The 20368-nt window shown below is 64.1% G+C and carries 19 protein-coding genes; 5 read left to right on the top strand and 14 right to left on the bottom strand.

Translation table 11 applies throughout. From position 1 onward, the window contains the following. Window position 1 precedes the first annotated feature (1 nt). From AC72UB_RS01225 to AC72UB_RS01205, 5 genes are read right to left on the bottom strand one after another with little or no spacing between them, the layout of a single operon-like run. Window positions 2-871, bottom strand: a complete 870-nt coding sequence (locus AC72UB_RS01225) for a polyprenyl synthetase family protein (RefSeq protein WP_505188157.1) — start codon at window positions 869-871, stop codon at window positions 2-4. Then, a complete protein-coding gene (locus AC72UB_RS01220; RefSeq protein ID WP_164623645.1) occupies window positions 868-1107 on the bottom strand; it encodes an exodeoxyribonuclease VII small subunit in 240 nt (79 codons plus the stop codon). Before AC72UB_RS01220 ends, AC72UB_RS01225 begins: the two co-directional genes overlap by 4 nt. An 18-nt stretch (window positions 1108-1125) precedes the next feature. Beyond that, on the bottom strand, window positions 1126-2040 hold the full coding sequence (locus tag AC72UB_RS01215; RefSeq protein ID WP_505188156.1) for a histone deacetylase family protein: 915 nt from the start codon (window positions 2038-2040) through the stop codon (window positions 1126-1128). After that, a complete protein-coding gene (locus AC72UB_RS01210; protein WP_505188155.1) occupies window positions 2040-2741 on the bottom strand; it encodes a response regulator in 702 nt (233 codons plus the stop codon). Before AC72UB_RS01210 ends, AC72UB_RS01215 begins: the two co-directional genes overlap by 1 nt. Next, window positions 2738-3238, bottom strand: a complete 501-nt coding sequence (locus AC72UB_RS01205) for a MarR family winged helix-turn-helix transcriptional regulator (protein ID WP_463290577.1) — start codon at window positions 3236-3238, stop codon at window positions 2738-2740. The genes AC72UB_RS01210 and AC72UB_RS01205 overlap by 4 nt, the downstream gene beginning before the upstream one ends. 138 nt (window positions 3239-3376) lie before the next feature. Between AC72UB_RS01205 and AC72UB_RS01200 the strand changes: the two genes are divergently transcribed. Beyond that, window positions 3377-4243, top strand: coding sequence for a branched-chain amino acid aminotransferase (locus AC72UB_RS01200; protein ID WP_463290576.1), 867 nt, complete (start codon window positions 3377-3379; stop codon window positions 4241-4243). 39 nt (window positions 4244-4282) lie between these two features. Here AC72UB_RS01200 and AC72UB_RS01195 read toward each other — a convergent pair whose 3' ends face one another. The 4 genes from AC72UB_RS01195 to mtgA all read right to left on the bottom strand — a co-directional run bounded on the left by AC72UB_RS01195 (window position 4283) and on the right by mtgA (window position 7104). Continuing rightward, on the bottom strand, window positions 4283-4468 hold the full coding sequence (locus AC72UB_RS01195) for a hypothetical protein (protein ID WP_505188154.1): 186 nt from the start codon (window positions 4466-4468) through the stop codon (window positions 4283-4285). A 106-nt stretch (window positions 4469-4574) separates the two neighbouring features. Continuing rightward, window positions 4575-5591 (bottom strand): tRNA epoxyqueuosine(34) reductase QueG, encoded by a 1017-nt coding sequence (gene queG / locus AC72UB_RS01190; RefSeq protein ID WP_505188153.1) that lies wholly within the window; start codon window positions 5589-5591, stop codon window positions 4575-4577. Window positions 5592-5640: 49 nt separating this feature from the next. Further along, on the bottom strand, window positions 5641-6306 hold the full coding sequence (gene fzlA / locus AC72UB_RS01185; protein WP_463290573.1) for an FtsZ-binding protein FzlA: 666 nt from the start codon (window positions 6304-6306) through the stop codon (window positions 5641-5643). An 81-nt stretch (window positions 6307-6387) separates the two neighbouring features. After that, the gene (mtgA, locus tag AC72UB_RS01180) at window positions 6388-7104 is read right to left on the bottom strand and encodes a monofunctional biosynthetic peptidoglycan transglycosylase (protein ID WP_505188152.1); all 717 of its coding nucleotides are present in this window, start codon (window positions 7102-7104) and stop codon (window positions 6388-6390) included. Between the two features lie 131 nt (window positions 7105-7235). On the opposite strand from mtgA, the gene AC72UB_RS01175 reads away from it, so the two are divergent. After that, window positions 7236-8225, top strand: a complete 990-nt coding sequence (locus tag AC72UB_RS01175) for an MDR family oxidoreductase (RefSeq protein WP_505188151.1) — start codon at window positions 7236-7238, stop codon at window positions 8223-8225. Window positions 8226-8370: 145 nt separating this feature from the next. On the opposite strand, the gene AC72UB_RS01170 is transcribed toward AC72UB_RS01175, so the two are convergent. Genes AC72UB_RS01170 through AC72UB_RS01155 form a run of 4 tightly spaced genes read right to left on the bottom strand, consistent with a single transcriptional unit; the run spans window position 8371 to window position 15093 of the window. After that, the gene (locus tag AC72UB_RS01170) at window positions 8371-10440 is read right to left on the bottom strand and encodes a hypothetical protein (RefSeq protein WP_505188150.1); all 2070 of its coding nucleotides are present in this window, start codon (window positions 10438-10440) and stop codon (window positions 8371-8373) included. Then, on the bottom strand, window positions 10437-13205 hold the full coding sequence (locus tag AC72UB_RS01165) for a DUF4159 domain-containing protein (protein ID WP_505188149.1): 2769 nt from the start codon (window positions 13203-13205) through the stop codon (window positions 10437-10439). Before AC72UB_RS01165 ends, AC72UB_RS01170 begins: the two co-directional genes overlap by 4 nt. After that, window positions 13202-14074 carry a DUF58 domain-containing protein gene (locus AC72UB_RS01160; protein WP_505188395.1) on the bottom strand — a complete coding sequence of 291 codons (873 nt, stop codon included), beginning with the start codon at window positions 14072-14074 and terminating at the stop codon, window positions 13202-13204. Before AC72UB_RS01160 ends, AC72UB_RS01165 begins: the two co-directional genes overlap by 4 nt. Window positions 14075-14076: 2 nt before the next feature. Continuing rightward, on the bottom strand, window positions 14077-15093 hold the full coding sequence (locus AC72UB_RS01155; protein ID WP_505188148.1) for an AAA family ATPase: 1017 nt from the start codon (window positions 15091-15093) through the stop codon (window positions 14077-14079). 58 nt (window positions 15094-15151) lie between these two features. Between AC72UB_RS01155 and AC72UB_RS01150 the strand changes: the two genes are divergently transcribed. Both AC72UB_RS01150 and AC72UB_RS01145 read left to right on the top strand, forming a co-directional pair. Beyond that, entirely contained in the window at window positions 15152-15751 is a 600-nt protein-coding gene (locus AC72UB_RS01150) for a DUF1285 domain-containing protein (RefSeq protein ID WP_505188147.1), read from the top strand. Beyond that, entirely contained in the window at window positions 15752-16528 is a 777-nt protein-coding gene (locus AC72UB_RS01145; RefSeq protein WP_505188146.1) for a hydroxypyruvate isomerase family protein, read from the top strand. Between the two features lie 123 nt (window positions 16529-16651). On the opposite strand, the gene AC72UB_RS01140 is transcribed toward AC72UB_RS01145, so the two are convergent. Then, window positions 16652-17302: a GntR family transcriptional regulator gene (locus AC72UB_RS01140; RefSeq protein WP_505188145.1), complete on the bottom strand. Its 651-nt coding sequence runs from the start codon at window positions 17300-17302 to the stop codon at window positions 16652-16654. A gap of 335 nt (window positions 17303-17637) precedes the next feature. On the opposite strand from AC72UB_RS01140, the gene AC72UB_RS01135 reads away from it, so the two are divergent. Further along, window positions 17638-20355, top strand: coding sequence for an Ig-like domain-containing protein (locus AC72UB_RS01135; protein WP_505188144.1), 2718 nt, complete (start codon window positions 17638-17640; stop codon window positions 20353-20355). Window positions 20356-20368 lie beyond the last annotated feature (13 nt).

Raw genomic sequence — 20368 nt, 5'->3', positions numbered from 1 at the left:
TTCAATTTTCCCGCGCAATAACGAAACGCGCGCAGTCGATCAAGTTTTGCGCGGCAGGGCCATAGCCGGACAGCGCGGCTTCCGCCTCGTCTATCAGGGATTTGGCGCGTGCCTTGGCCGGTTCAAGGCCCAAAAGCGAGACAAAGGTGGCCTTGCCGGCTGCGGCATCCTTGCCCACGGCCTTGCCGGTCAAGGCAGCATCGCCGGTGACGTCCAAGACATCATCCCAGATCTGAAACGCGAGACCCAGCGCGGTTGCATAGCGGCGCAAGGGGGCCGGATCGGCCCCGGCCAGAATAGCCCCCGCCTCGGCGGAAAAGCGAATGAGCGCGCCGGTCTTGCCTGCTTGCAGCGCGGTGATCTCCTCGAGCGTCAGGGGACGCGCGGCGGTTTCAGCGGCAATGTCCAGCGCCTGCCCAAGAACCATGCCTTGCGCGCCACTGGCCCGCGCAAGGCCTGCGACCAAGGCAATCCGGGTCTCACCAGACCCCAGCGCGGGGTCGGCCAGCAACTCAAAGGCCAGCGTTTGCAAGGCATCGCCTGCCAGAACCGCCGTCGCCTCATCCCATTTCACATGCACCGTGGGCAGGCCCCGGCGCAGGGCGTCATCGTCCATGCAGGGCATGTCGTCATGCACCAGCGAATAGGCGTGCAGCGCCTCGACCGCCGCCGCAGCGCTGAGGCCATGGTTGGCGGAAAGGCCAAGCATCCGCGCCGATTCCAGCACGAGAAAGCCGCGCAGGCGTTTGCCACCATTGGCGGCATAGCGCATGGCCTGCACAACGGGCGTATCACCAAAGCCCGCCATTGCCGCATCCAGCCGGGCCTGAATGGCCAGCGCATCGGCGGCCAGTTGGGCGGAAAAGGTCACAGCCCCTCCACCGGTGTGGTGCCCACGGCGCGACCCTCGGCGGCGCGGATCAGCTCTACCTTTTCCTCGGCCGCCTTCAGCTTGGCCGCGCAATGCGCCTTCAACGCAGCGCCCTTTTCATAAAGAGCGATGGACTGTTCCAACGCGACCTCGCCGCGTTCCAACTGGGTCACAACCTGCTCCAAAGCGGCCATGGCCTCTTCGAAACTCATCTCGGATACGGCTTTGTCGGTCATCATCCCTGCCCAGTTTATCTACGATGCCAGAACACCCACATGCGCGGCGACGGATTCCGTCAGCGCGCCCAGATCATAGCCGCCCTCAAGACAGGATACCACCCGCCCGCCAGCGCAATCGGCGGCAATGTCGCAGATGCGGCGGGTCAGCCATGCGTAGTCATCGGCCTGCCATTCAAGGCCCGCCAAAGGATCATCGGCATGGGCGTCAAACCCAGCTGAAATGAGGATCAACTCGGGCTGCCATGCCACAAGGCGGGGGAAGATCACCGTGTCATAGACCTGCCGCATCCGCGCCCCGCCCGACCCTTCGGGCAAAGGGGCGTTGACGATCTGGCCATGTGCCCCCACTTCGCGCGGGCTGCCGGTGCCGGGGTAAAGCGGCATCTGGTGGGAGGAGGCGAAAAGGCAGCGCGGCTCATCCCACATCAGATCTTGCGTGCCATTGCCGTGATGCACGTCGAAATCGACGATCGCCACGCGCGACAGGCCGTGATGATCGAGCGCGCGTTTGGCGGCAATGGCCACGGTGCCGAACAGGCAAAAGCCCATGGCCGTTGCAGTTTCGGCATGGTGGCCCGGCGGGCGGCAGGCGACAAAGGCGGTGGTGTCGGCCCCGGTCAGCACCGCATCGACCGCTGCACAGGCCCCGCCCACAGCGTGCAAGGCCGCCGTCAAACTGCCGGGCGACAGGTAGGTATCGCCGTCCATCTGCGCCCAACCGTCGCTTGGCACCGCCGCGGCCACCCGATCGACATAGGCGCGCGGATGGCAGCGCGTCACCTCATCCAAAGGCGCCAATGGCGCCTCAGGTCGGGTCAGCGTCAGCCCTTGCAACCCGGCCCCAACCGCGCGCAGGCGGTCCACCCGTTCGGGGTGGCCGGGGGGCGTGACGTGGCCTGCAAAGGCGGGGCTGGTGAAAAGCTGCGCCATCAACCGGGCTGCAACATGTAACCCTCACCCCGCACAGTTTGCAGGAAACGCGGGCGTTTCGGGTCATCCTCGATCTTGCGGCGCAGGCGGGTGATCTGCACATCGACTGCCCGCTCTTGCCCCGCGCTGTCCTCTGCCGGGCTGTCGCCCACCAGCTTGTCTCGGCTGATCGGCTGGCCCGGTTGGGCGGCGAAGGCGCGCATCAACTGCGCCTCGGTCGAGGTCAGCTTCACCAGATCGGCCCCGCGCCACAACTCACCCCGGTCGACATCATAACGCACCGCCCCAAGCTGCAGGATCTTCGGGGCCTGCGTGGCGGCCTTGGCCTGCGGCACCCGGCGCAAAATGGCATTGATGCGCAGCAAAAGCTCTTTCGGTTCAAAGGGTTTGACAAGGTAATCATCCGCCCCCGCCTCCAGCCCTTCGATCCGGTTTTGGGTTTCGCCCTTGGCGGTCAGCAGCAAGATCGGCACCGACATCTGGCCGCGCAGATCGCGCGTCAGGCTGATGCCATCCTCGCCCGGCATCATCACGTCAAGGATCAGCATGTCGAACTCCAGCCCCGACAACAGCCGCCGGGCTTGGGCCGCATCGCGGGCGGTGGTCACCAAAAACCCGTTGCGGATCAGGAATTTCTGCAACAGGCCACGGATGCGTTCGTCATCATCGGCGACCAGAAGATGTGCCTGTGGTTCACTCATACACTGCCCTCTTTCAGGCTTTGATACTGCCTGCGCATCTCGGGGTCCATCATCGCTTCAAGCACAGCGCGAAAGCCCTGCACCGCCTGCGGCCCGGCTGCCCGATAGGCGGCGCGCATGCGCGCCCGTTGGGCATCGGACAGCGCCCGCTCCAAGGCCCGGCCCTTCTCGGTAAGGTACAGATGCCGTTCGCGCTTGTCGCGTTTGCCAACCCGCGCCTCAACCAAACCATCGTCAAAGAGCGCCCGCAGCACCCGGTTCAGCGATTGCTTGGTCACCCCCAGAATGGCCAAAAGATTGCCCACCGTGGTGCCGGGGCTGCGGTGGATGAAATGCACAGCGCGGTGATGGGCGCGGCCATAATCCATCGTCTCAAGGATGCGGTCAGGATCAGCCGTAAAGCCGCGATAGGCAAAGAACATCGCCTCGATGCCCTTACGCACCTGCTCATCTGTCAAAAACAGCAGGCTTTCGCCCCCGGTGTTCGGCTCGGCCATCGGCGCCTCCCTTTCGGGCTGAATTTACGTCAGGCTTGTTGACATTCCAAGTCACAAACGCTAGCGATTCGGCGGTTTAGCGCAATATTATGTCCGAAACGGACCAATACTGCGCAATATTCGCAAATGGAGGCGGGAATGGCTGGCTATGATGATCGTGATGGCTTTATCTGGATGGATGGCAAACTGGTCGAATGGCGCAGCGCCAATGTCCATATCCTGACCCATGCGATGCATTACGCCAGCGCCGTGTTCGAAGGCGAGCGTTGCTATAACGGCAAGATCTTCAAATCGACTGAGCATTCCGAGCGCCTGCGCATGTCGGGCGAACTTCTGGACATGCCGCTGCCCTATTCGGTGGCCGAGATCAACGCCGCCAAAGAGGCCGTTCTGAAGGCTAATGGTCTGACCGACGCTTACGTGCGTGCGCTGGCTTGGCGCGGAGTGGGCGAAGACATGGGCGTGGCTGCCAAGCGCAACCCGATCCGTATGGCGGTGGCTTGCTGGTCCTGGGGCAATTACTACGGCGACGCCAAAACGCGCGGCGCGAAACTCGACATTGCCAAGTGGAAGCGCCCCTCGCCCGAGACCATCCCCCATGCGGCCAAGGCTGCCGGGCTTTACATGATCTGCACCATGTCGAAACATGCGGCCGAGGCGAAGGGCTGCTCGGACGCCATGATGATGGACTATCGCGGCTATGTGGCCGAGGCGACAGGGGCCAATATCTTCTTCGTCAAGGATGGCGAGGTGCATACGCCAAAACCCGATTGCATCCTGAACGGCATTACCCGCCAGACCGTGATCGGCATGCTGCGCGACATGCAGATCAAGGTCCATGAACGCCACATCCTGCCCGAAGAGCTGGAAGGGTTCGAACAGTGCTGGCTGACCGGCACCGCCGCCGAGGTGACGCCCGTGGGCCAGATTGGCGATTACAACTTTGTGGTGGGCGACCTGACACAGCGTGTCGCAGCCAGTTACGAACAGCTGGTGCGCGCCTAAGCCTCCTCGGGCGCCTCCGGCTTCTCGTCGGAGGTGCCCCTAGGCCTCATGGCCTTTTTCGATGCGGATATAGTGCACAAGGCGCTGATTGTCTGCGGCCCGCTCGACCGGGCGTTTCCACAGGGCCTGCCAGACCTGCCCGCTGCTCCGGCGCGCAATGGTGACAAAGGCTTTGACCCGCCCCCCGCTGGGTGCGGTGCGATGGTCGGCAAGATGCTTGGACATGGCCGTCTCCCTTAGGTTGGTGCGACACGGTGAGCGGACAGACTAGGCCAGAATCGCCCACAGCAAAAATGAAGTTTATGCAAAACCCGAAACACCGCCGATCCGCCTACCGTTGCAGGCGGTTCACCGCCCAAAGTGCGGCATCGGCGACGGCGGGATCGGGGTCATCCAGACAGGCGCGGGCGGCGAGCAACAAACCCGGCAGGCCCGAATTGCCAATGGCATAAAGCACATTGCGCACCATCCGATCCCGCCCAATCCGCTTGATCGGGCTGCCGGCAAAGCGCGCGCGAAAGGCGGCATCGTCCAAAGCAGCCAGTTCGGCCAGTTCCGGCAAACCGACCTTCGGCTGGTAGCCGATGTCGCGCGCGGCGGCGGCAAACTTGTTCCATGGGCAGACGGCCAGACAATCATCGCAGCCGTAAATCCGGTTGCCCATCAAGGCGCGCAATGCCTCATCAACCGGGCCTTTGTGCTCAATGGTCAGATAAGAAATGCAGCGCCGCGCGTCCAACTGGTAAGGCGCAGGGAAAGCCGCTGTCGGGCAGGCATCCAGACAGGCCGTGCAAGTGCCGCAATGACTGACCTCGGGCGCATCCTTGGGCAAGTCCAGCGTGGTGAAAATCGCGCCCAGAAAGAACCAACTGCCCAGATCGCGCGCCAAAAGATTGGTGTGCTTGCCTTGCCAGCCCAAGCCAGCCGCCTGCCCTAAAGGCTTTTCCATAACGGGGGCTGTATCGACAAAAACCTTGATCTCGCCACCCTGCGCGTCAAGCAACCAGCGCCCCAACCGCTTCAGCCGCCGCTTCACCAGATCATGATAATCCTTGCCTTGGGCATAAACGCTCACCACCCCGCGGTCGCGCTCGGACAGCCCGGCCATCGGATCGCTTTCCGGCGTGTAGACCTCGGCCAGCATGATGACCGACCGCGCCTCAGGCCAGAGCGCCCCCGGATTGCCGCGCCAGTCCTCACGTTCGGCCATCCAGCCCATCTGCCCCTGTCGCCCATCCGCCAGAAACGCGCGCAGCCGCGCGGCTGCCTCAGGCACCGCATCGGGTGCACAGATGCGCAGTTTGGAAAACCCTTCGGCCTCGGATTGACGAACCAGCCTTGCCTTCAATGCGGCAAAAATATCCCGGGGGTCCGGGGGCTGGCCCCCGGGGCTGGGATCAGAAATCCAAGTCGGCATAATGGGCGGGTGGCGGAAAGCCCGGGATCTGATCGGCCAAAAGCGTGCGGAACGACGGGCGCGATTTGATCTTGGCGTACCAGTCCTTCACCGTTGCATTGCGGTTCCAATCGACGTCCGAGATGTAATCCAGACACGACAGATGCGCGGCGGCGGTAAAGTCGGCCAGTGTCATCTCATTGCCCGCAAGCCAGCGGCGCTGATCCAAAAGCCAGGCCATGTAATCCAGATGATACTTGATCCGCCCCGCCCCGGATTTCACGTTCTTGGAATCCGGATAGCCGTGGCCCATCACCTTCTTGTTCACCCGCTCATACAAGAGCTTCGAGGTGACCTCGGCATGGAACTTGTCATCAAACCACGCACAAATCCGCCGCACTTCATAGCGGGTGTCCGCATCGCGCGGCATCAGCGCGGGCGTCGGGATCGCCTCGTCCAGATATTCGCAGATCGCCTGGCTTTCGCTCATGACCTTTTGGTCCATGCGCAGGATCGGCACCTTGCCAGCCGGATTGCGGCGCAAGAAATCGGGGCTTGGCTCCCAATAGCGCTCTTCCACCAACTCGACCTCAAGCTTCTTTTCGGCCAGCGTCAGGCGAACCTTGCGGCAGAAGGGCGAGAGGGGGAAGTGATAGAGACGGATCATCGGAGAGGGGCCTGAAAAAGGGGATGCTTCTCAATAGCGCCCTTGGCGGCAGTTGCAACTGGGCTATTGAAAACAGCTGGCCTATTGAAAACAGCCTGCCCGCCCGTCGACGTCAATCGTCTCGGCCCCCGACAGGATCGCCCGGGTGCGCTTGCGCACAAAGCTCGAAGGCTCGCTCGCACTGCGGTCTTTGGGGTTGGGCAAGACGGCAGCCAAACGCGCAGCTTGCAGCGCTGACAGATCGGCTGCATCGACGCCAAAATGATGCTGCGCCGCCGCCTGCACCCCAAAGACGCCCTCGGCAAACTCGGCGGTGTTCAGATACACCTCCAAAATACGTTGTTTGGACCACAGAAGTTCGATCACCGGGGTGATCGCCGCCTCCATCGCTTTGCGCAGATAGCTGCGGCCATGCCACAGGAAGGTGTTCTTGACCACCTGCTGCGACAGGGTTGAGGCCCCGCGCGCGCCGCCCTCTTCAATCGCTTCACGGATGGCCGCCATGTCAAAGCCCCAGTGCAGGCAGTAATTGGCATCCTCCGCCGCCACCACTGACCGCGCCATAACCGGGGCAATCTCGTCCCAGCTCACCCAGTCCTTCTCAATACCGCCCAGCCGCCACGCCTCTTGCGCCTGATAGATGTTGATCGGCGGCGGCACAAAGCTGAACAGAACGATCAGCACGCCATAAAACGCCGCCACACCAACTAGCCCGCGCCAAAGCCACAGCCGGATCCGCCGCAAAAGCGGCGGCTTCGGCAGGTCTGCTTCGGGTTCAGGTTTCTTGCGCGCGGCCATGGGCGATCATAGGCCATGAACGGCAGGCCGGGGTCAAGTGACCGAGGAGCACAGCGCTTCAGGCCATAGTGACTTGCAACTGGTTGCTGCGCCGTGGAACATGGCAGCCGACAGAAAACAGGAGCAGGCAGATGTTCAAAGCACTGGTGGTGACCAAAGACGAATCCGGGGCAACCCATCCGGCGGTGACCTCGCTTGAGGTCGGCGATCTGCCGGCGGGCGATGTCGTGGTCGCGGTCGAGTATTCGACGGTGAACTACAAGGACGGGCTCTGCCTGGGCACCGGGGGTGGTTTGGTGCGCAGCTATCCGCATGTGCCCGGCATTGATTTCGCGGGCACGGTCGAAAGCTCTGACGATCCGCGCTATCGCCCCGGCGACAAGGTGGTGTTGACCGGCTGGCGCGTAGGGGAAAGCCATTGGGGCGGCTATGCGCAAAAGGCGCGGGTCAAGGCTGATTGGCTGGTGCCCTTGCCCGCTGGGCTGACCACGAAGCAGGCGATGGCCGTGGGGACCGCAGGCTTCACCTCGATGCTGGCCATTCTGGCGCTGGAAGATCACGGGCTGAAACCCGGCAATGGCCCGGTTCTGGTGACGGGCGCGGCAGGGGGCGTGGGTTCGGTTGCGGTCGCGCTTTTGGCGGCGGCAGGCTATGAGGTGGCCGCGGTCACCGGTCGGCCTGAAACCGAGGCCTATCTGCGCGACCTTGGCGCCACCCAGATTGTCCCGCGTGAGACGATCAACGAAACCGTCAAGCGCCCCTTGGAATCTGAGACATGGGCGGGCTGCATTGATGCGGTCGGCGGGCCGATGATGGCGCGTGTGCTGGGGCAGCTGAAATCTGGCGGTTCCATCGCTTCGGTCGGTCTGGCCGGGGGCGCAAACCTGCCCGCGTCAGTCGTGCCCTTCCTGTTGCGCGGCGTGAACATCTTGGGCATCGATTCGGTGCTGCAACCCTATGCGCGCCGCGTCACCGCTTGGGACCGCATCGCGCGCGACATGCCGAAAGACAAGCTTGAGGCGATGGTCGGCTTGCATGGCCTTGGCGATCTGCCGCAGCTTGGTGTCGACATCTTGGCGGGCAAGGTCAAAGGCCGGGCGGTGATTGACGTCAACGCCTGAGCAAGGGCGTTTCAGAATATTGAGCATGCCGCCCCTCTCTCGATGTGGGGTGGCATTGCACGTCTTGGCAGGACGCATTGCGGCCTGTGTTGCGGGGGATCACGCCTAAGGGGTCACGTGGATGCGGCGGTCAGTCAGCCCCCCCTCAGCCCGCCGTGATCCGTCTGCGCCCTTCGGCAAGCCACGCCGCCACCGCAAGCCCTGCGGCCAGAAGCAGCACCAGCCAGCCCGGCACCAAGGGCGAGATGCGCAGGTCTTCGGTCACATAGGCCCCGCGCGGGGTATAGCCCAGCCAGCCGCGCCCAGCCGCTGGGCGGCCTTCGCGCACCGCGCGCAAGGCCGGGAACCCCTCTTCCAGCCGCGGCATCCCGCCCTGCACCGTGTCGACCACCGGCTGTAGAAGGACGGGCGAGGCCAGCGTTTCGACAAACTCACGCGGAGCAGAAGGGCCAACGGCGACCACCCGCGTCAGATCATCCTGCTCCAGCCGATAAAGCCCGACCATCGGCGCCTGCCAGTCGATCTGGAACCGACCGGGCGAAAGCTGCGCCAGATTCAACTCGGTCACCGTCCCATCCGGCGCGGTGATCGTCAGCACGCCGGGCGGTTCTTCCTTGATCGTGCGGCGGGTCAGCGTCAGCACATCGCCATTGGAGGCGGCCATCAGCGCCTCTTCTTCCAGTTCCGGCTCTTTCAGCATCCAATGCGCCAGCCGTTTCATCAGTTCCAACTGCGGCCCGCCGCCTTCAAACCCCCGGCCCCAGAGCCAAGCATGGTCTGACGCCAGAACCGCGATCCGGCCCTCGTCCACCCGGTCGAGCACCAGCAAAGGCCGATCCCCCGGCCCAGACATTGCCACCTGTCCGCGCAAAAGTTCCACCTCGGCCAGCCGGAACCAGCGGCCCCAGCCCCCCTCGGGCGCCAGCGCCTCCAGTCCCTCGGTCACCGGATGGCGGCGGCCAAGCTCGGTCAGCGCGGGGCGGAAGGGTTCTTCAATCACCTGAGCGGTGGGTGCAACGGGCAGAATTTCTGCCAAAGGTGATCGCCACAGGCTGTCCACCGCACCAAACTCGGGGCCAGCGGCCACCAGAACGGTGCCGCCGCCACGGACATAGGACACCACGTTGTCGATGTACTCCATCGGCAAGATGCCCCGCATCCGGTAGCGGTCAAAGATGATGAGATCAAATTCGTCAATCTTTTCAACGAAAAGTTCCCGCGTTGGGAAGGCAATCAGCGCCAATTCATCCACCGGCACGCCATCTTGCTTTTCCGGCGGGCGCAGAATGGTGAAATGCACCAGATCCACCGCCGCGTCTGACTTCAACAGGTTGCGCCAAACCCGTTCGCCCGCATGCGGCTCACCCGAGACCAAGAGCACCCGCAGCCGATCGCGCACGCCGTTGATCTGCACCACGGCGGCGTTGTTGCGGTCGGTCAACTCGCCCTCCACCGGGGCCAGCGAGAAATGCAGCACGTTTTGTCCGCCATGCGGCAGGGTCACCGGCAGTTCCAGATCGGTGTTGACCGGCACCGAGAAGGTCACCGGATCCTCGGCATCCACGGCAATGGTGATCTCGGCCTCAGGGCCCAAGGCGGGGGCTGCGCCCTGATCTTCGATGCGCAGCTTCAGCGTGAACTCCTCGCCGATGATAGCAAAGGCCGGGGCATCGGTGATGACAAGGCGACGGTCCCAATCGGTGGCGCGCCCGGTCAACAGCACATGCAGCGGTGCAGGCAGGCTGGGGGCAAGGCCCGCATCATGCACCTGCCCGTCGGTGATGATCACCGCACCGGCAATCCGCGCACGCGGCTCGGCGGCAATCACCTCGGCCAGCGCGGTCATGGCCAGACTGCCCGCATCTTTGGCCCCATCCGCAAAGCGGATCACGCGCAGTTCGGTGTTCTCCAGCGCGGCCACCGCAGCTGACAGGCTCGCCAGCGCCGCTTCGGTTTGGGCGGGGCGGTCTGAAAGGCGCTGGCTCGCGCTGTCATCGACCACGGCAAGGATGATGTCGGACAAAGGCTTGCGGTTCTCTTCCTGCAAGGACGGATTCACCAGCGCCAGCCCCAAGGCCAGCATCGCCAGTCCACGTAAGGGCCATCCACGCAAGCCGCGCCAGATGGCAAAGGCCAACAGGACCACGGCCACCGCCGCCAGCGCCCAGATCAAGGGCAGCGGCACCAAGGGATCAAAGATCACTGTGCGGCTCATTCGCCCAACCTCTCCAAGAGCGCCGGGACATGGACCTGATCGGATTTGTAATTGCCGGTCAGCACATGCATCACCACGTTGATGCCAAAGCGATACGCCAACTCGCGCTGGTCTTGGCCCGCAAGACCGCGACCAACCGGATAGATCGCCGCCCCTGCGCCATCGACCGCCCAAGCCACAGCCCAGTCATTGCCGCCAATGATCACCGGCGTCACCCCATCGTTGAGGTTGCGAAACGGCATCCCCTCGGCGGTTTCCGCGTCAGGCGGTGGGGCTTCGACCCAAAGATCGGGGCTGGTGTGGCGGCCGGGAAATTCCTGCAACAGATAGAAGGTGCGGGTCAGCACGTGGTCTTCGGGCAAGATGTCCAAAGGCGGCACGTCAAGACCCGAGGCTAAAAGCTGCAGCATCTCGGCCTCGGGCGTCAGCCCACCCAACCCCGCGATATCCGCATCGCGGGTGTCAAAGAGGATCATGCCCCCGGTGCGCAAAAAGGCGTTCAGCTTGCCATAGGCGCGGGTTGACGGGATGGGCTGATCAGGAGTGATCGGCCAATATAGGAAGGGGAAAAAGCCCAATTCATCAGTTTCAAGGTTGACGCCCATCGGCGGCTCGGGCTCGACCGAGGTGCGCAGCCACAGCTGATCGCCAAGGCCCCGCAAACCGGCGGCCGCGGTTTCGTCCAAAGCGGCATTGCCAGTCAGCACATGTGCGAGCACAACCCCGCGCGTCGCCTCAATCCCGCGTGCATCGGAGGCGGGGTCTGGGGTGGTTTGTGCCCCCGCCTGCGGCACAGGCAGCGCAAGCGCCAACAGCACCACAGCCGCCGCCCGCGACCAGCGCGGCATCCGCCCTGACACAAAGGCCGAGGCCAGAATATCCACCACCAAAAGCGCCAAAGCCGCCGCCAAAAGCCAACCGCCCAGCGCCTGCGCGCGGGCCGCGCCCAGACCTTCAATCGCGGTGCCCGCAGGCCATGCGGCCGGGGTCAGCGTCGCCGTGGGCGGCAATGTGTTCAGCGCCACCAGCCGATCTTCATGGCGGTAAAGGCCCGGCGGCGCATCAGCACGCGGCCCGCCCACCAGCGCTGTGGCCAGCGCATCCCCAGCCACGCCCCCCAGATCACCCGGCTCGGCCAGATCGCCATAGCCGTCCATCCGCCGCTCAGGCGTCCAGAGCAGCCCCTCAACCGCGCCTTCGCTGCCACCGATGCGGGCCGAGACCGCCAGCCGCTCCAGCATTTGCATGAACAACCCCGACAGGGGCAGGTTCGACCATTCGACATTGGCGGTGACATGCACCAGCACCACCTGCCCCGCGCCCACCGCTTTGCGGGTCACCAGCGGTGTGCCATCGGCCAAGGCAGCAATGGTGCGCGCGCCAAGTTCGGGGTCGGGCTGGGCCAAAACCTGCTGCGAGACGGTGACATCCGCCGGAATGGTCAAGCCATGAAACGGGCTTTCCTCGGCAAAGTCAGCCAAGGGCTTCGGCTCGCCCCAACTCATGGTGCCGCCCACCGACCGACCGCCTTCGCGCAGGCGCACCGGCATCAGCGGGTCCTCTTCGCTGCGCGCCAGATCGCTGGCCGCCAGACGCGGCCCAGCAAAGCGCAGCAAAAGCCCGCCGCCATCCAGCCAATCCAGAATGCCATCCTCTTCCGCCTCTGTCAGGCGGGCGACATCGGCGAGGATGATGACATCGGGCTTGGCGGGCAGAATATCGGTCAAGGTGCCGTCGACTAGGTCGGCCACCGGCATCAGTGCTTGGCGCAGGTAATGGGTCGGCGACAACAGTTGCAGCCCCTCGCGGTCGGCGCTGTTGTCGATCACGGCGATCTTGCGGCGTTTCAGACTGTCATCGGTCAGCACCACCGCACCCGCGCTGCGCTGGCCCAAAAGGGCAAAGCGGTTGATCCGGTTGCGCAATTCGGGCGGCACATCCAACTCGGTCGCCGCCTCACCGCTGCCGGGGGCAAAGACCAGCCGCGCGCGGCCCAACTCACGGTCAATCCCAGCCGGATCGGGACCATGGGCGGTGACCTCCAACTCGGCCCCGGCGGCATCTGGCAGGCGGAGGGCGGTCAGGGTGATTTTTCCCTCGGCCAGCGTTGCGGGGCGCAGGCCATAGGCGGGACGGGGCGACAGCGCGGCGGTCACCTGACCGCGCGCAGCAAGCTCGGCCGCAAGCTCGGCCCGGCCCGGATGGTCCAGCCCATCTGACAGCCACAGCGTGTCAAATCCGCCTTCGGGCAGCACAGCCGTCCAAGGCTCAAGATCCGGCGCCCATGGCGCGGGCTGCAGCGCGGCCAGTCGGCCCTGCCACTCGGTCGGGTTGGAAAACACAATTGGCTGCGGCGCATCGGACAGGCGCGCAACGGCGGCGGGACGCCCCGCGCGCGCGGCCTCTTCCAAAGCCGCCGCCGCGCGGGCTTGGGCGCGCGGCCAATCGCGGGCATCGGCCCAACTGCCATCCAAAAGCACCAGCAAAGGCCCGGTGCCCGGCTGGCGTGCATCGGGGTTCAGAACCGGCCCGGCAAAGCCAATGATCGCCGCCGCCACCGCGAGCATCCTGAGCAGCAACAACCACCACGGCGTCTTGTCGGCTTGGCGATCCTCATCCTTCAGCCCCAGCATCAAGGCGACAGCCGGAAAGCGGCGGCGAATGGGGGCAGGCGGAATGGCCCGCAGCAACAGCCACAGGATCGGCAGCGCGATCAGCGCCAAAAGAAGCCCGGGCGCGGCAAAGGCCAGGGGACCAAAGGTCATCGCTTGCCCCCCGCCAGCGCCTGATAGGCCCAGAGGAGCGCCGATTGTGCCGGATCGCCGCTGTGGTGGCAGGCGCAATGCCAGCCCACGGCGCGCGACAGGGCGGTCAGACGATCCTTGCGCTCCGCGAGCCGCGCCAGATACCGCTCGCGCAGGGCAGCGGCGCTTTGGGTTTCATGGCTGAGACTGCCGCCCATGGATTGAAACACTGTGCGGCCTGAGAAAGGAAATTCCTCCTCCGCCGGATCAAGGATTTGCACCAAGACCCCGCGCACCCCGCGATCGGCAGCAAAGGCCAGCGCGGTTTCCAACCCCTCGAGCGGCCCCAGAAAATCGGACAGGAACACGGCCCGACCATGGGAAACAAGGCCACTGGCATCGGGCAGACCATAATCCTCGGCCCCCTCGGCCAAGCCATTGGCCAAGGTGACAATCTGCGCCCGGCCGGGGCGCGGCGGCTGGCCTGCCAGCCCCACCCGCTCGCCGCCCTTCAACAGCAAAATCCCCAAGGCCAGCGCCAATACCTTGGCCCGCCCGCCCTTGGTCGGCCGCGCGGCATCGCCTGAAAACCCCATGCTGCGCGAGGGGTCAGCCCACAGCGTCACCGATTGCGCGGCTTGCCATTCACGCTCACGCACAAACGGCGTGTCAGCCCGTGCCGAGCGGCGCCAGTCAATCGCCCGCGCACTATCCCCCGCATGGGCGGCGCGATACTGCCAGAACTCGTCGCCCTGCCCCGCCCGCTTGCGACCGTGTTCGCCCAGCATCACCGTCTGCGCCAGCATCTCGGCCTCGGCCAAAAGCGCGGGCAAAGACTGGCCAAGAAGCTCAGCCTCGGCGCGCAAGGGTGCTTTTGGGTCGGCGGCCAGTGTCAAGCGGCGGCCTCAAGGCGCAAGGTGCGGGTGGTCACGCGGTCAATCAACCCGGTCAGGGTTTCCCCCCGCGCCCGTGCGGCAAAGGAAAGCGCCATCCGGTGCTCCAACACGGGGCGCGCCATAGCAGCCACATCAGCGATTGACGGCGCAAGCCGACCGTCCAAAAGCGCCCGCGCCCGGACCGTCAGCATCAAGGCTTGCGCCGCCCGCGGCCCCGGCCCCCAAGCCAAAGATCCGGCCAGATCCGCGCCCTCCGGCTCACCCGGACGACAGGCGCGCACCAGATCCAAAATCGCCTCCACCACCGCATCGCCGACCGGCATCCGCCGCAAGACCGACTGCGCCGCCAAAAGCCCTTCGGCATCAAACACCGCATGGGCGGCCGCCTCGGTTGCACCAGTGGTGGCCAAAAGGATCTCCCGTTCCGCAGCACGGGTGGGGTAATCAACATTCACCTGCAACAAAAACCGGTCCAACTGCGCTTCGGGCAAGGGATAGGTGCCCTCCTGCTCGATGGGGTTTTGCGTGGCCAACACATGGAACGGACGGCCCAGCGGGCGATGCTGCCCGGCAATCGTCACCTCTTTTTCCTGCATCGCCTGCAACAACGCCGATTGCGTGCGCGGGCTGGCGCGGTTGATCTCATCGGCCATCAAAAGCTGGCAAAAGACCGGACCTTCCAGAAAGCGAAAGCTGCGGCTGCCATCGGCGGCAGTTTCCAACACTTCCGAGCCCAGAATATCGGCCGGCATCAGATCGGGCGTGAACTGGATGCGGTTCGACTTCAGGCCCATCACAGTAGAGAGCGTATCGACCAGCATGGTCTTGCCCAGCCCCGGCAAACCGACCAAGAGCGCATGGCCCCCGCAAAGCATGGCCGCCAGAACCTGATCGACCACCGTCTCCTGCCCAATGAACCGCCGCGCAACCGAGGCACGGGCCTCGCCCAGCCTGCTGCCCAAGGCTTCGATCTCGGCAACCAGCCCGGCAACCTGAGTTTGGGGTTCGGCCATGACATTCCTCCGCAAGCGTTTATATGTGCATATGACCGCAACATAGGGCCGGGCACAAATGGCAAAAGCCGAAGATGCACAATTCATCGTGAAACCCTCCGCCGACGGGCTAATGTCGGCGGTGTCGGGCGTCGCCAAAAAGGGGCCACCGCCGGTGCATCTGTGGAGCCCGGATTTCTGCGGCGACATCGACATGCGCATCGCGCGGGACGGGACCTGGTTCTACCAAGGCACCCCGATTGGGCGCGCACCGATGGTGAAACTCTTCTCAACGATCCTCAAACTGGAAGACGGCAAGTATTATCTCGTCACCCCGGTGGAAAAGGTCGGCATCGTGGTCGAGGATGCGCCGCTGCATGCCGTAGATTTTGAGGTAGAGGGCGCTGGCAAAGACCAGACCCTGACCTTTTTCACCAAAACCGAAGATAAGGTGGTGGCCGGGGCCGACAACCCGATTCGGGTCGAGCGTGACGCGACAACGGGTGAGCCCTCGCCCTATGTCCACGTGCGCCGCGGGCTTTGGGCGCGCATCGACCGCAAATCCTTTTACCGTCTGATTGATCTCGGCACCCATGAAACGGTTGACGGGCAGGGCTGGTTTGGCCTCTGGTCCTCGGGTCGATTCTTTCCTGTCATCCCATCTGCGGATTTGTATTGAATGCCCCGTTTTGCCGCCAACCTGACCATGCTCTTTACCGAAGTTCCGATGCTGGATCGGCCGGGGCTGGCGGCACAGGCCGGGTTTGACGGGGTCGAGGTTTTGTTTCCCTATGACCATGCGGTGACCGATTGGCAAACGGCGCTGGCCGGGCTGCCCTTGGCGCTGGTGAACACCCCGCCGGGGGATTGGGTCTCGGGGGACCGCGGCTTTGCCGCTGTGCCGGGACAGGAAACACGGTTTCGCGACAGCTTTCTGCGCGGCGCCGATCTGGCCAACCGGCTGGGGGCAGCACGGCTCCATGTGATGGCGGGGGTGGCCAAGGGGCCGCAGGCCGAACAGGTGTTCGTCGAGAACCTCGCTTGGGCAGCGGCGCAAGCACCAGATCAGCGGCTGGTGATCGAACCGCTGAACCCCGATGACATGCCGGGGTATTTCCTAAACGACTTCGATCAGGCCGCGCGAATTCTGGATGATCTGGGCTTGGCGCAGGTCGGTCTGCAGTTTGACCTGTGGCACGCCGCCCGGATCGAAGGGCAGGCTCAAGCGGTCTGGGACCGTCATAAAGCGCAGGTCTCCCATATCCAGATCGCCGGCTTTCCCAGCCGCAACGAACCGGGCGGCGGCGGGTTCGATTTGACCGGCCTTTGCTCCGAGGTTGACGCCATGGGCTATAACGGCTGGATCGCCGCCGAATACCGACCCGCCCGCGCCACCGTGCATGGGCTGGCCTGGCTGCAGGCCTTAAAAGCCCGCGCGCAGCCGATCGGCAGTTGACCGCACAAGATCGGCCTGCCCAGCTTTTTTCACCCCAATTTCATCTTGGCCCAAATACTCCCGCCGGAGGCGTCCTCGGCCAGCCGCTGCGCAACGGTTCAAGACCTTTGGAGTGGCACGCGATCACGACAGCGCCGCCAACAGATCCATCGCGGTGATCTGATCGAACTGCACATGGCGCTGCATCAGCGCCTCGGCCGCGTCCGCATCACGCGCCTCGATCAGTTGGGCGATCGCGCGGTGTTCGCGGGCCGATTGGGCGATGGCCCCCGCATAGTGATAGCGCGCTCGGTAATAGGCCAAAAGCTTGCGCGCATTGGTCTTGATCATTTCGGTCAGGAACGGGTTGCCTGCCGCCAGCGCCACGGTTTCGTGAAATCGCAGGTTCAACTGATAATAGCCGTCTGGATCGGAATCGCCCTTTTCAGCCGCATGGGCCTCGCAGGCCAGAACCGCTGCCTCAAGCCGTGCGGCCCATCCGGTGGACAGCCGCCTTGCCGCCAGACCTGCCGCCTGCCCTTCAAGTTTGGCGTGCACCTCCAGAATGGCGAGGAACTCTTCCAGCGTGGGCCGAAACAGCGTAGCCCCTTTGCGGGGATGGCGGCGGATCAGGCCAACCGCCTCAAGCTGCAAAAGCGCCTCGCGCACCGGGGTGCGGGACACCGAGAACTCGGCGACCAGTGCGGCATCGTCGATCAGATCGCCCGGCTTCAACCGCCCGATGTCGATCCACTGCAAGATCGTTTCGATCAATGTCTCTGTCTGTCCAGCCATACCGCTGAAAAAGCCCGAAACGCCGGGTCAGTAAAGCAGAAATCACCTCCGGCACCCCAATTGGGCGTGACAGCCTGCCCCGACCCTCGAAGTACGCCTTCCAACCGCGCCATCTGACCAAGGACCTAGGCAGGGGTTCACGTGGCCAACTGTCGCCGAAAAGCCATAATATTTACCATGTTTCTGACTAAATGTGACTAAATGTGAGCTTTTTCGCAGTCAATACTAGAAATTGTGTTCGTTCCCGAATATTGATCGTGCCAAGCGGCCCGCAAAAGACGGGCCCATAACAATATGCCGGGCACATCAGTTCGGTCTTGAGGCGGAGTGGTATTATGGTTGCAGCGATTGATTTCGCTGTCCGCGATTTTGCGGGCGGTTCCCAACTTGGCAGCGTGGCTGGTGAGGGTCAGGGCAATTTCATTCAGGTCGGTTCGGGCGACAGCATCTCGCTGAACCTGTCCAGGGCCTCAATCATTGGGTATGAAAAGCAGGGCAATGACCTTGTCATCCAGCTTGCCGATGGGCGCAGCATCCTGCTTTCGGGCTACTTCGACGAAGCCGCCGCAGGCCAAAACAAGCTTTACCTGTCTGACAACGGCACCATCACCGAGGTTCTGATTTCGAACACCGGCGATGGCGCGCTCTTTGCCGAATACGGCGCGGTGCAAGGCTGGGATAAGTGGAGCCCACTCGATGATCTGCGCTTTGCGGATGCTGATGGCGTCGCGGGGGCCGTTGGTGCCTCGGACGAGCCCGCCGGTATGGCAGCTTTGGTGCCCGGCCTGATGGGCGGCGCCGGTGGCCTTGGTGCCGCAGCGGCAGTTGTTGGCGGCGCGGCCGTGATCGGCGGCGGTGGCGGCGGCGGCGGAAGCAACGGCGGCGGCACGGGCGGTGACGGCGGCGGCGATGATGATGACGACGACACTGGCGGCGATGACGACGATGACGGCGATGATGACGGCGACGACACGCGCCGCCCGCCGACCGTTGACGCCCAAGACGCCGATCCGTTAACGACCAACACCACCAACCCCTCAATCACCGTGACCGGCACGGGCGAGCCTGGCGATCGGGTCAAGGTGACGATTGGCGGGGTGATCGAAGAGACGACAATCCGACCGAACGGCACTTGGTCGGTGACCTACCCCTCTGACGGGTTGCCCGGTGATGGGTCACACACCGCCTCGGTGGTGGTGAGCCAACCCAATGGCGTGACGCACAACCTGACCGGACCGGGTTTCATCATCGATATGACGCCCCCGGCCGTGCAGACCAGCTTTGGCACGACCACGCAGAACGACATTGAAAACCTTGCAGAATATGCCAATGGCGTCAGCCTTGGCGGCACAGGGGAGGTGGGCGCCGAGATCAAGGTGGTCATCAACGGTCACACACAAACCACCACAGTCGGCCAAAACGGCCAATGGTCGGTCACCTTTGCCAAAACCCAGATCGCGGCTGGACAGTATTACGAACTGCCCGCCGTCATCACGGCCACCGACGCGCTGGGCAACAAGACGGTGCTGAACCAGACCATCGCCATCGACACCCTAGCCGAGGTGGATGTGACCGCCGGGCAGATCGGCGGCGACGATCGCATGACCCTGTCGGAAAGCCGCAGCTTCAACCTGACCGGCACTGCGGATCCGGGGGCGACGGTGAAAGTCACGTTCGAAGGCCAATCCATCACTGTCACCGCCAATGGCGACGGCGCTTGGACTGCCCCCTTTGCCTTTGCCAACTTTGGCCTCACCACCCGCACCGGCACGGTGCAGGTGCAAGCGACAGACACCGCTGGCAACACGGCCACCACCAGCCACACGATCCAGATCGACACCGAGGTGCAAAACTTCCGCCTGACTGCGGTGGATGACCTAACAAGCCTTGCAGCCGGCGCCGACGCGGTCAACGCGATGGAGGCGCTGAACGGCGTCACCATCACCGGCACTGTCGAACCCGGCTCCACTGTCACCGTGAAATGGGGCGATATGACTCTGCCCGCCAGTGCCGTGACCGTCGGCGCGAACGGGGTCTGGACGGCCACCGTTCCGGCCTCAGCCATCCCGGCGGGCCAGACCTCCGTGCAAGTCACGGCGACCGCCCGTGACCAATATGACAACCTGTCCAGCACCCTAACCCAGAACGTCGCGATTGACCGCATCGTCACCCCGCTGACCCGTGGGGGCGGCCAAATTGGCGGCGATGGCTACATCAACGCCGCCGAGGCCGCCGCAGGGGTGACCCTCACCGGCACGGTGGAGGCCAACTCAACGGTCTGGGTCCGCGTCAACAACGGCGCTCCGATCGAGACGACCGCCACCGCCAACGGCACTTGGAGCATCACCGTTCCGAACAATCGCTTGCCCGAAGGCAATGACATCCCAGTCACCGTGCAAGTCTCGGCCCGGGATTGGGTCGGCAACGTCCGCCATCTGGACGCTGAAACCGTCCGGGTCGACACCGTCGCTCCGGCAGACCCGGTGCGCGTCGGCGATGCGGGGATGGGCAACCAGCTGATCGGTATCGCCACCGCTGTCTCGGCCGATGATTACACCTATCGCACCGTCAACGCGGCGGGCACGGCAACTGAAATCACCCCGGCGTCCGAGTTCAGGGGCACGGTAGAGGTCGGCGGCCAAACCGTGAACGCCAACTGGGCCATGTTCGGTGCGGCTATCCCTGATGGCACCTACCTTGTCATCAACAACGAGGATGCGGCAGGCAACGAGTCCAGCACGCTTTACCTGCGCAACACCACCGGCGAAGTGGTGGTGGACCTGTCGCGCAGCGGGCTGCAGACCTTTGACTTCGGCACGATCGACCTGTCGGCAGCAGATGCCAACCTGACGATCACGCCCGCACAGGTTCTGGCGCTGACTGGGGCGGACAAGCAACTGACCGTGGTGGGTGGAACCGATGACATCGTCAATATCTCGGGTGTCACCAGCGTCGCGAATGCTCCAGACGGCTTCAAGCTTTACACGCTGGGTGCCAACGGGCCTTCGGTGCTGATCGACGAGGACATCCAAGTCAACGCAACCGGCGTCTGATCGCCGGCGGAGA

The sequence above is a fragment of the Allotabrizicola aquatica (SeqCode) genome (assembly GCF_965194375.1).
Classification (GTDB): domain Bacteria; phylum Pseudomonadota; class Alphaproteobacteria; order Rhodobacterales; family Rhodobacteraceae; genus Tabrizicola_A; species Tabrizicola_A aquatica.
Note: the sequence above shows the minus strand (reverse complement) of the source record. Positions and strands in the feature narration are given on the sequence as shown.

Excerpts from the sequence above, each read along its gene's own strand:
- AC72UB_RS01175 (WP_505188151.1), top strand. The coding sequence starts at position 7,236 with ATGTTCAAAGCACTGGTGGTGACCAAAGACGAATCCGGGGCAACCCAT.
- AC72UB_RS01215 (WP_505188156.1), bottom strand. The coding sequence starts at position 2,040 with ATGGCGCAGCTTTTCACCAGCCCCGCCTTTGCAGGCCACGTCACGCCC.
- AC72UB_RS01140 (WP_505188145.1), bottom strand. The coding sequence starts at position 17,302 with ATGGCTGGACAGACAGAGACATTGATCGAAACGATCTTGCAGTGGATC.
- AC72UB_RS01200 (WP_463290576.1), top strand. The coding sequence starts at position 3,377 with ATGGCTGGCTATGATGATCGTGATGGCTTTATCTGGATGGATGGCAAA.
- AC72UB_RS01170 (WP_505188150.1), bottom strand. The coding sequence starts at position 10,440 with ATGAGCCGCACAGTGATCTTTGATCCCTTGGTGCCGCTGCCCTTGATC.
- fzlA (WP_463290573.1), bottom strand. The coding sequence starts at position 6,306 with ATGATCCGTCTCTATCACTTCCCCCTCTCGCCCTTCTGCCGCAAGGTT.
- AC72UB_RS01220 (WP_164623645.1), bottom strand. The coding sequence starts at position 1,107 with ATGACCGACAAAGCCGTATCCGAGATGAGTTTCGAAGAGGCCATGGCC.
- AC72UB_RS01145 (WP_505188146.1), top strand. The coding sequence starts at position 15,752 with ATGCCCCGTTTTGCCGCCAACCTGACCATGCTCTTTACCGAAGTTCCG.
- AC72UB_RS01210 (WP_505188155.1), bottom strand. The coding sequence starts at position 2,741 with ATGAGTGAACCACAGGCACATCTTCTGGTCGCCGATGATGACGAACGC.
- AC72UB_RS01155 (WP_505188148.1), bottom strand. The coding sequence starts at position 15,093 with ATGGCCGAACCCCAAACTCAGGTTGCCGGGCTGGTTGCCGAGATCGAA.
- AC72UB_RS01195 (WP_505188154.1), bottom strand. The coding sequence starts at position 4,468 with ATGTCCAAGCATCTTGCCGACCATCGCACCGCACCCAGCGGGGGGCGG.
- AC72UB_RS01150 (WP_505188147.1), top strand. The coding sequence starts at position 15,152 with ATGGCAAAAGCCGAAGATGCACAATTCATCGTGAAACCCTCCGCCGAC.
- AC72UB_RS01165 (WP_505188149.1), bottom strand. The coding sequence starts at position 13,205 with ATGACCTTTGGTCCCCTGGCCTTTGCCGCGCCCGGGCTTCTTTTGGCG.
- AC72UB_RS01205 (WP_463290577.1), bottom strand. The coding sequence starts at position 3,238 with ATGGCCGAGCCGAACACCGGGGGCGAAAGCCTGCTGTTTTTGACAGAT.
- mtgA (WP_505188152.1), bottom strand. The coding sequence starts at position 7,104 with ATGGCCGCGCGCAAGAAACCTGAACCCGAAGCAGACCTGCCGAAGCCG.
- AC72UB_RS01135 (WP_505188144.1), top strand. The coding sequence starts at position 17,638 with ATGGTTGCAGCGATTGATTTCGCTGTCCGCGATTTTGCGGGCGGTTCC.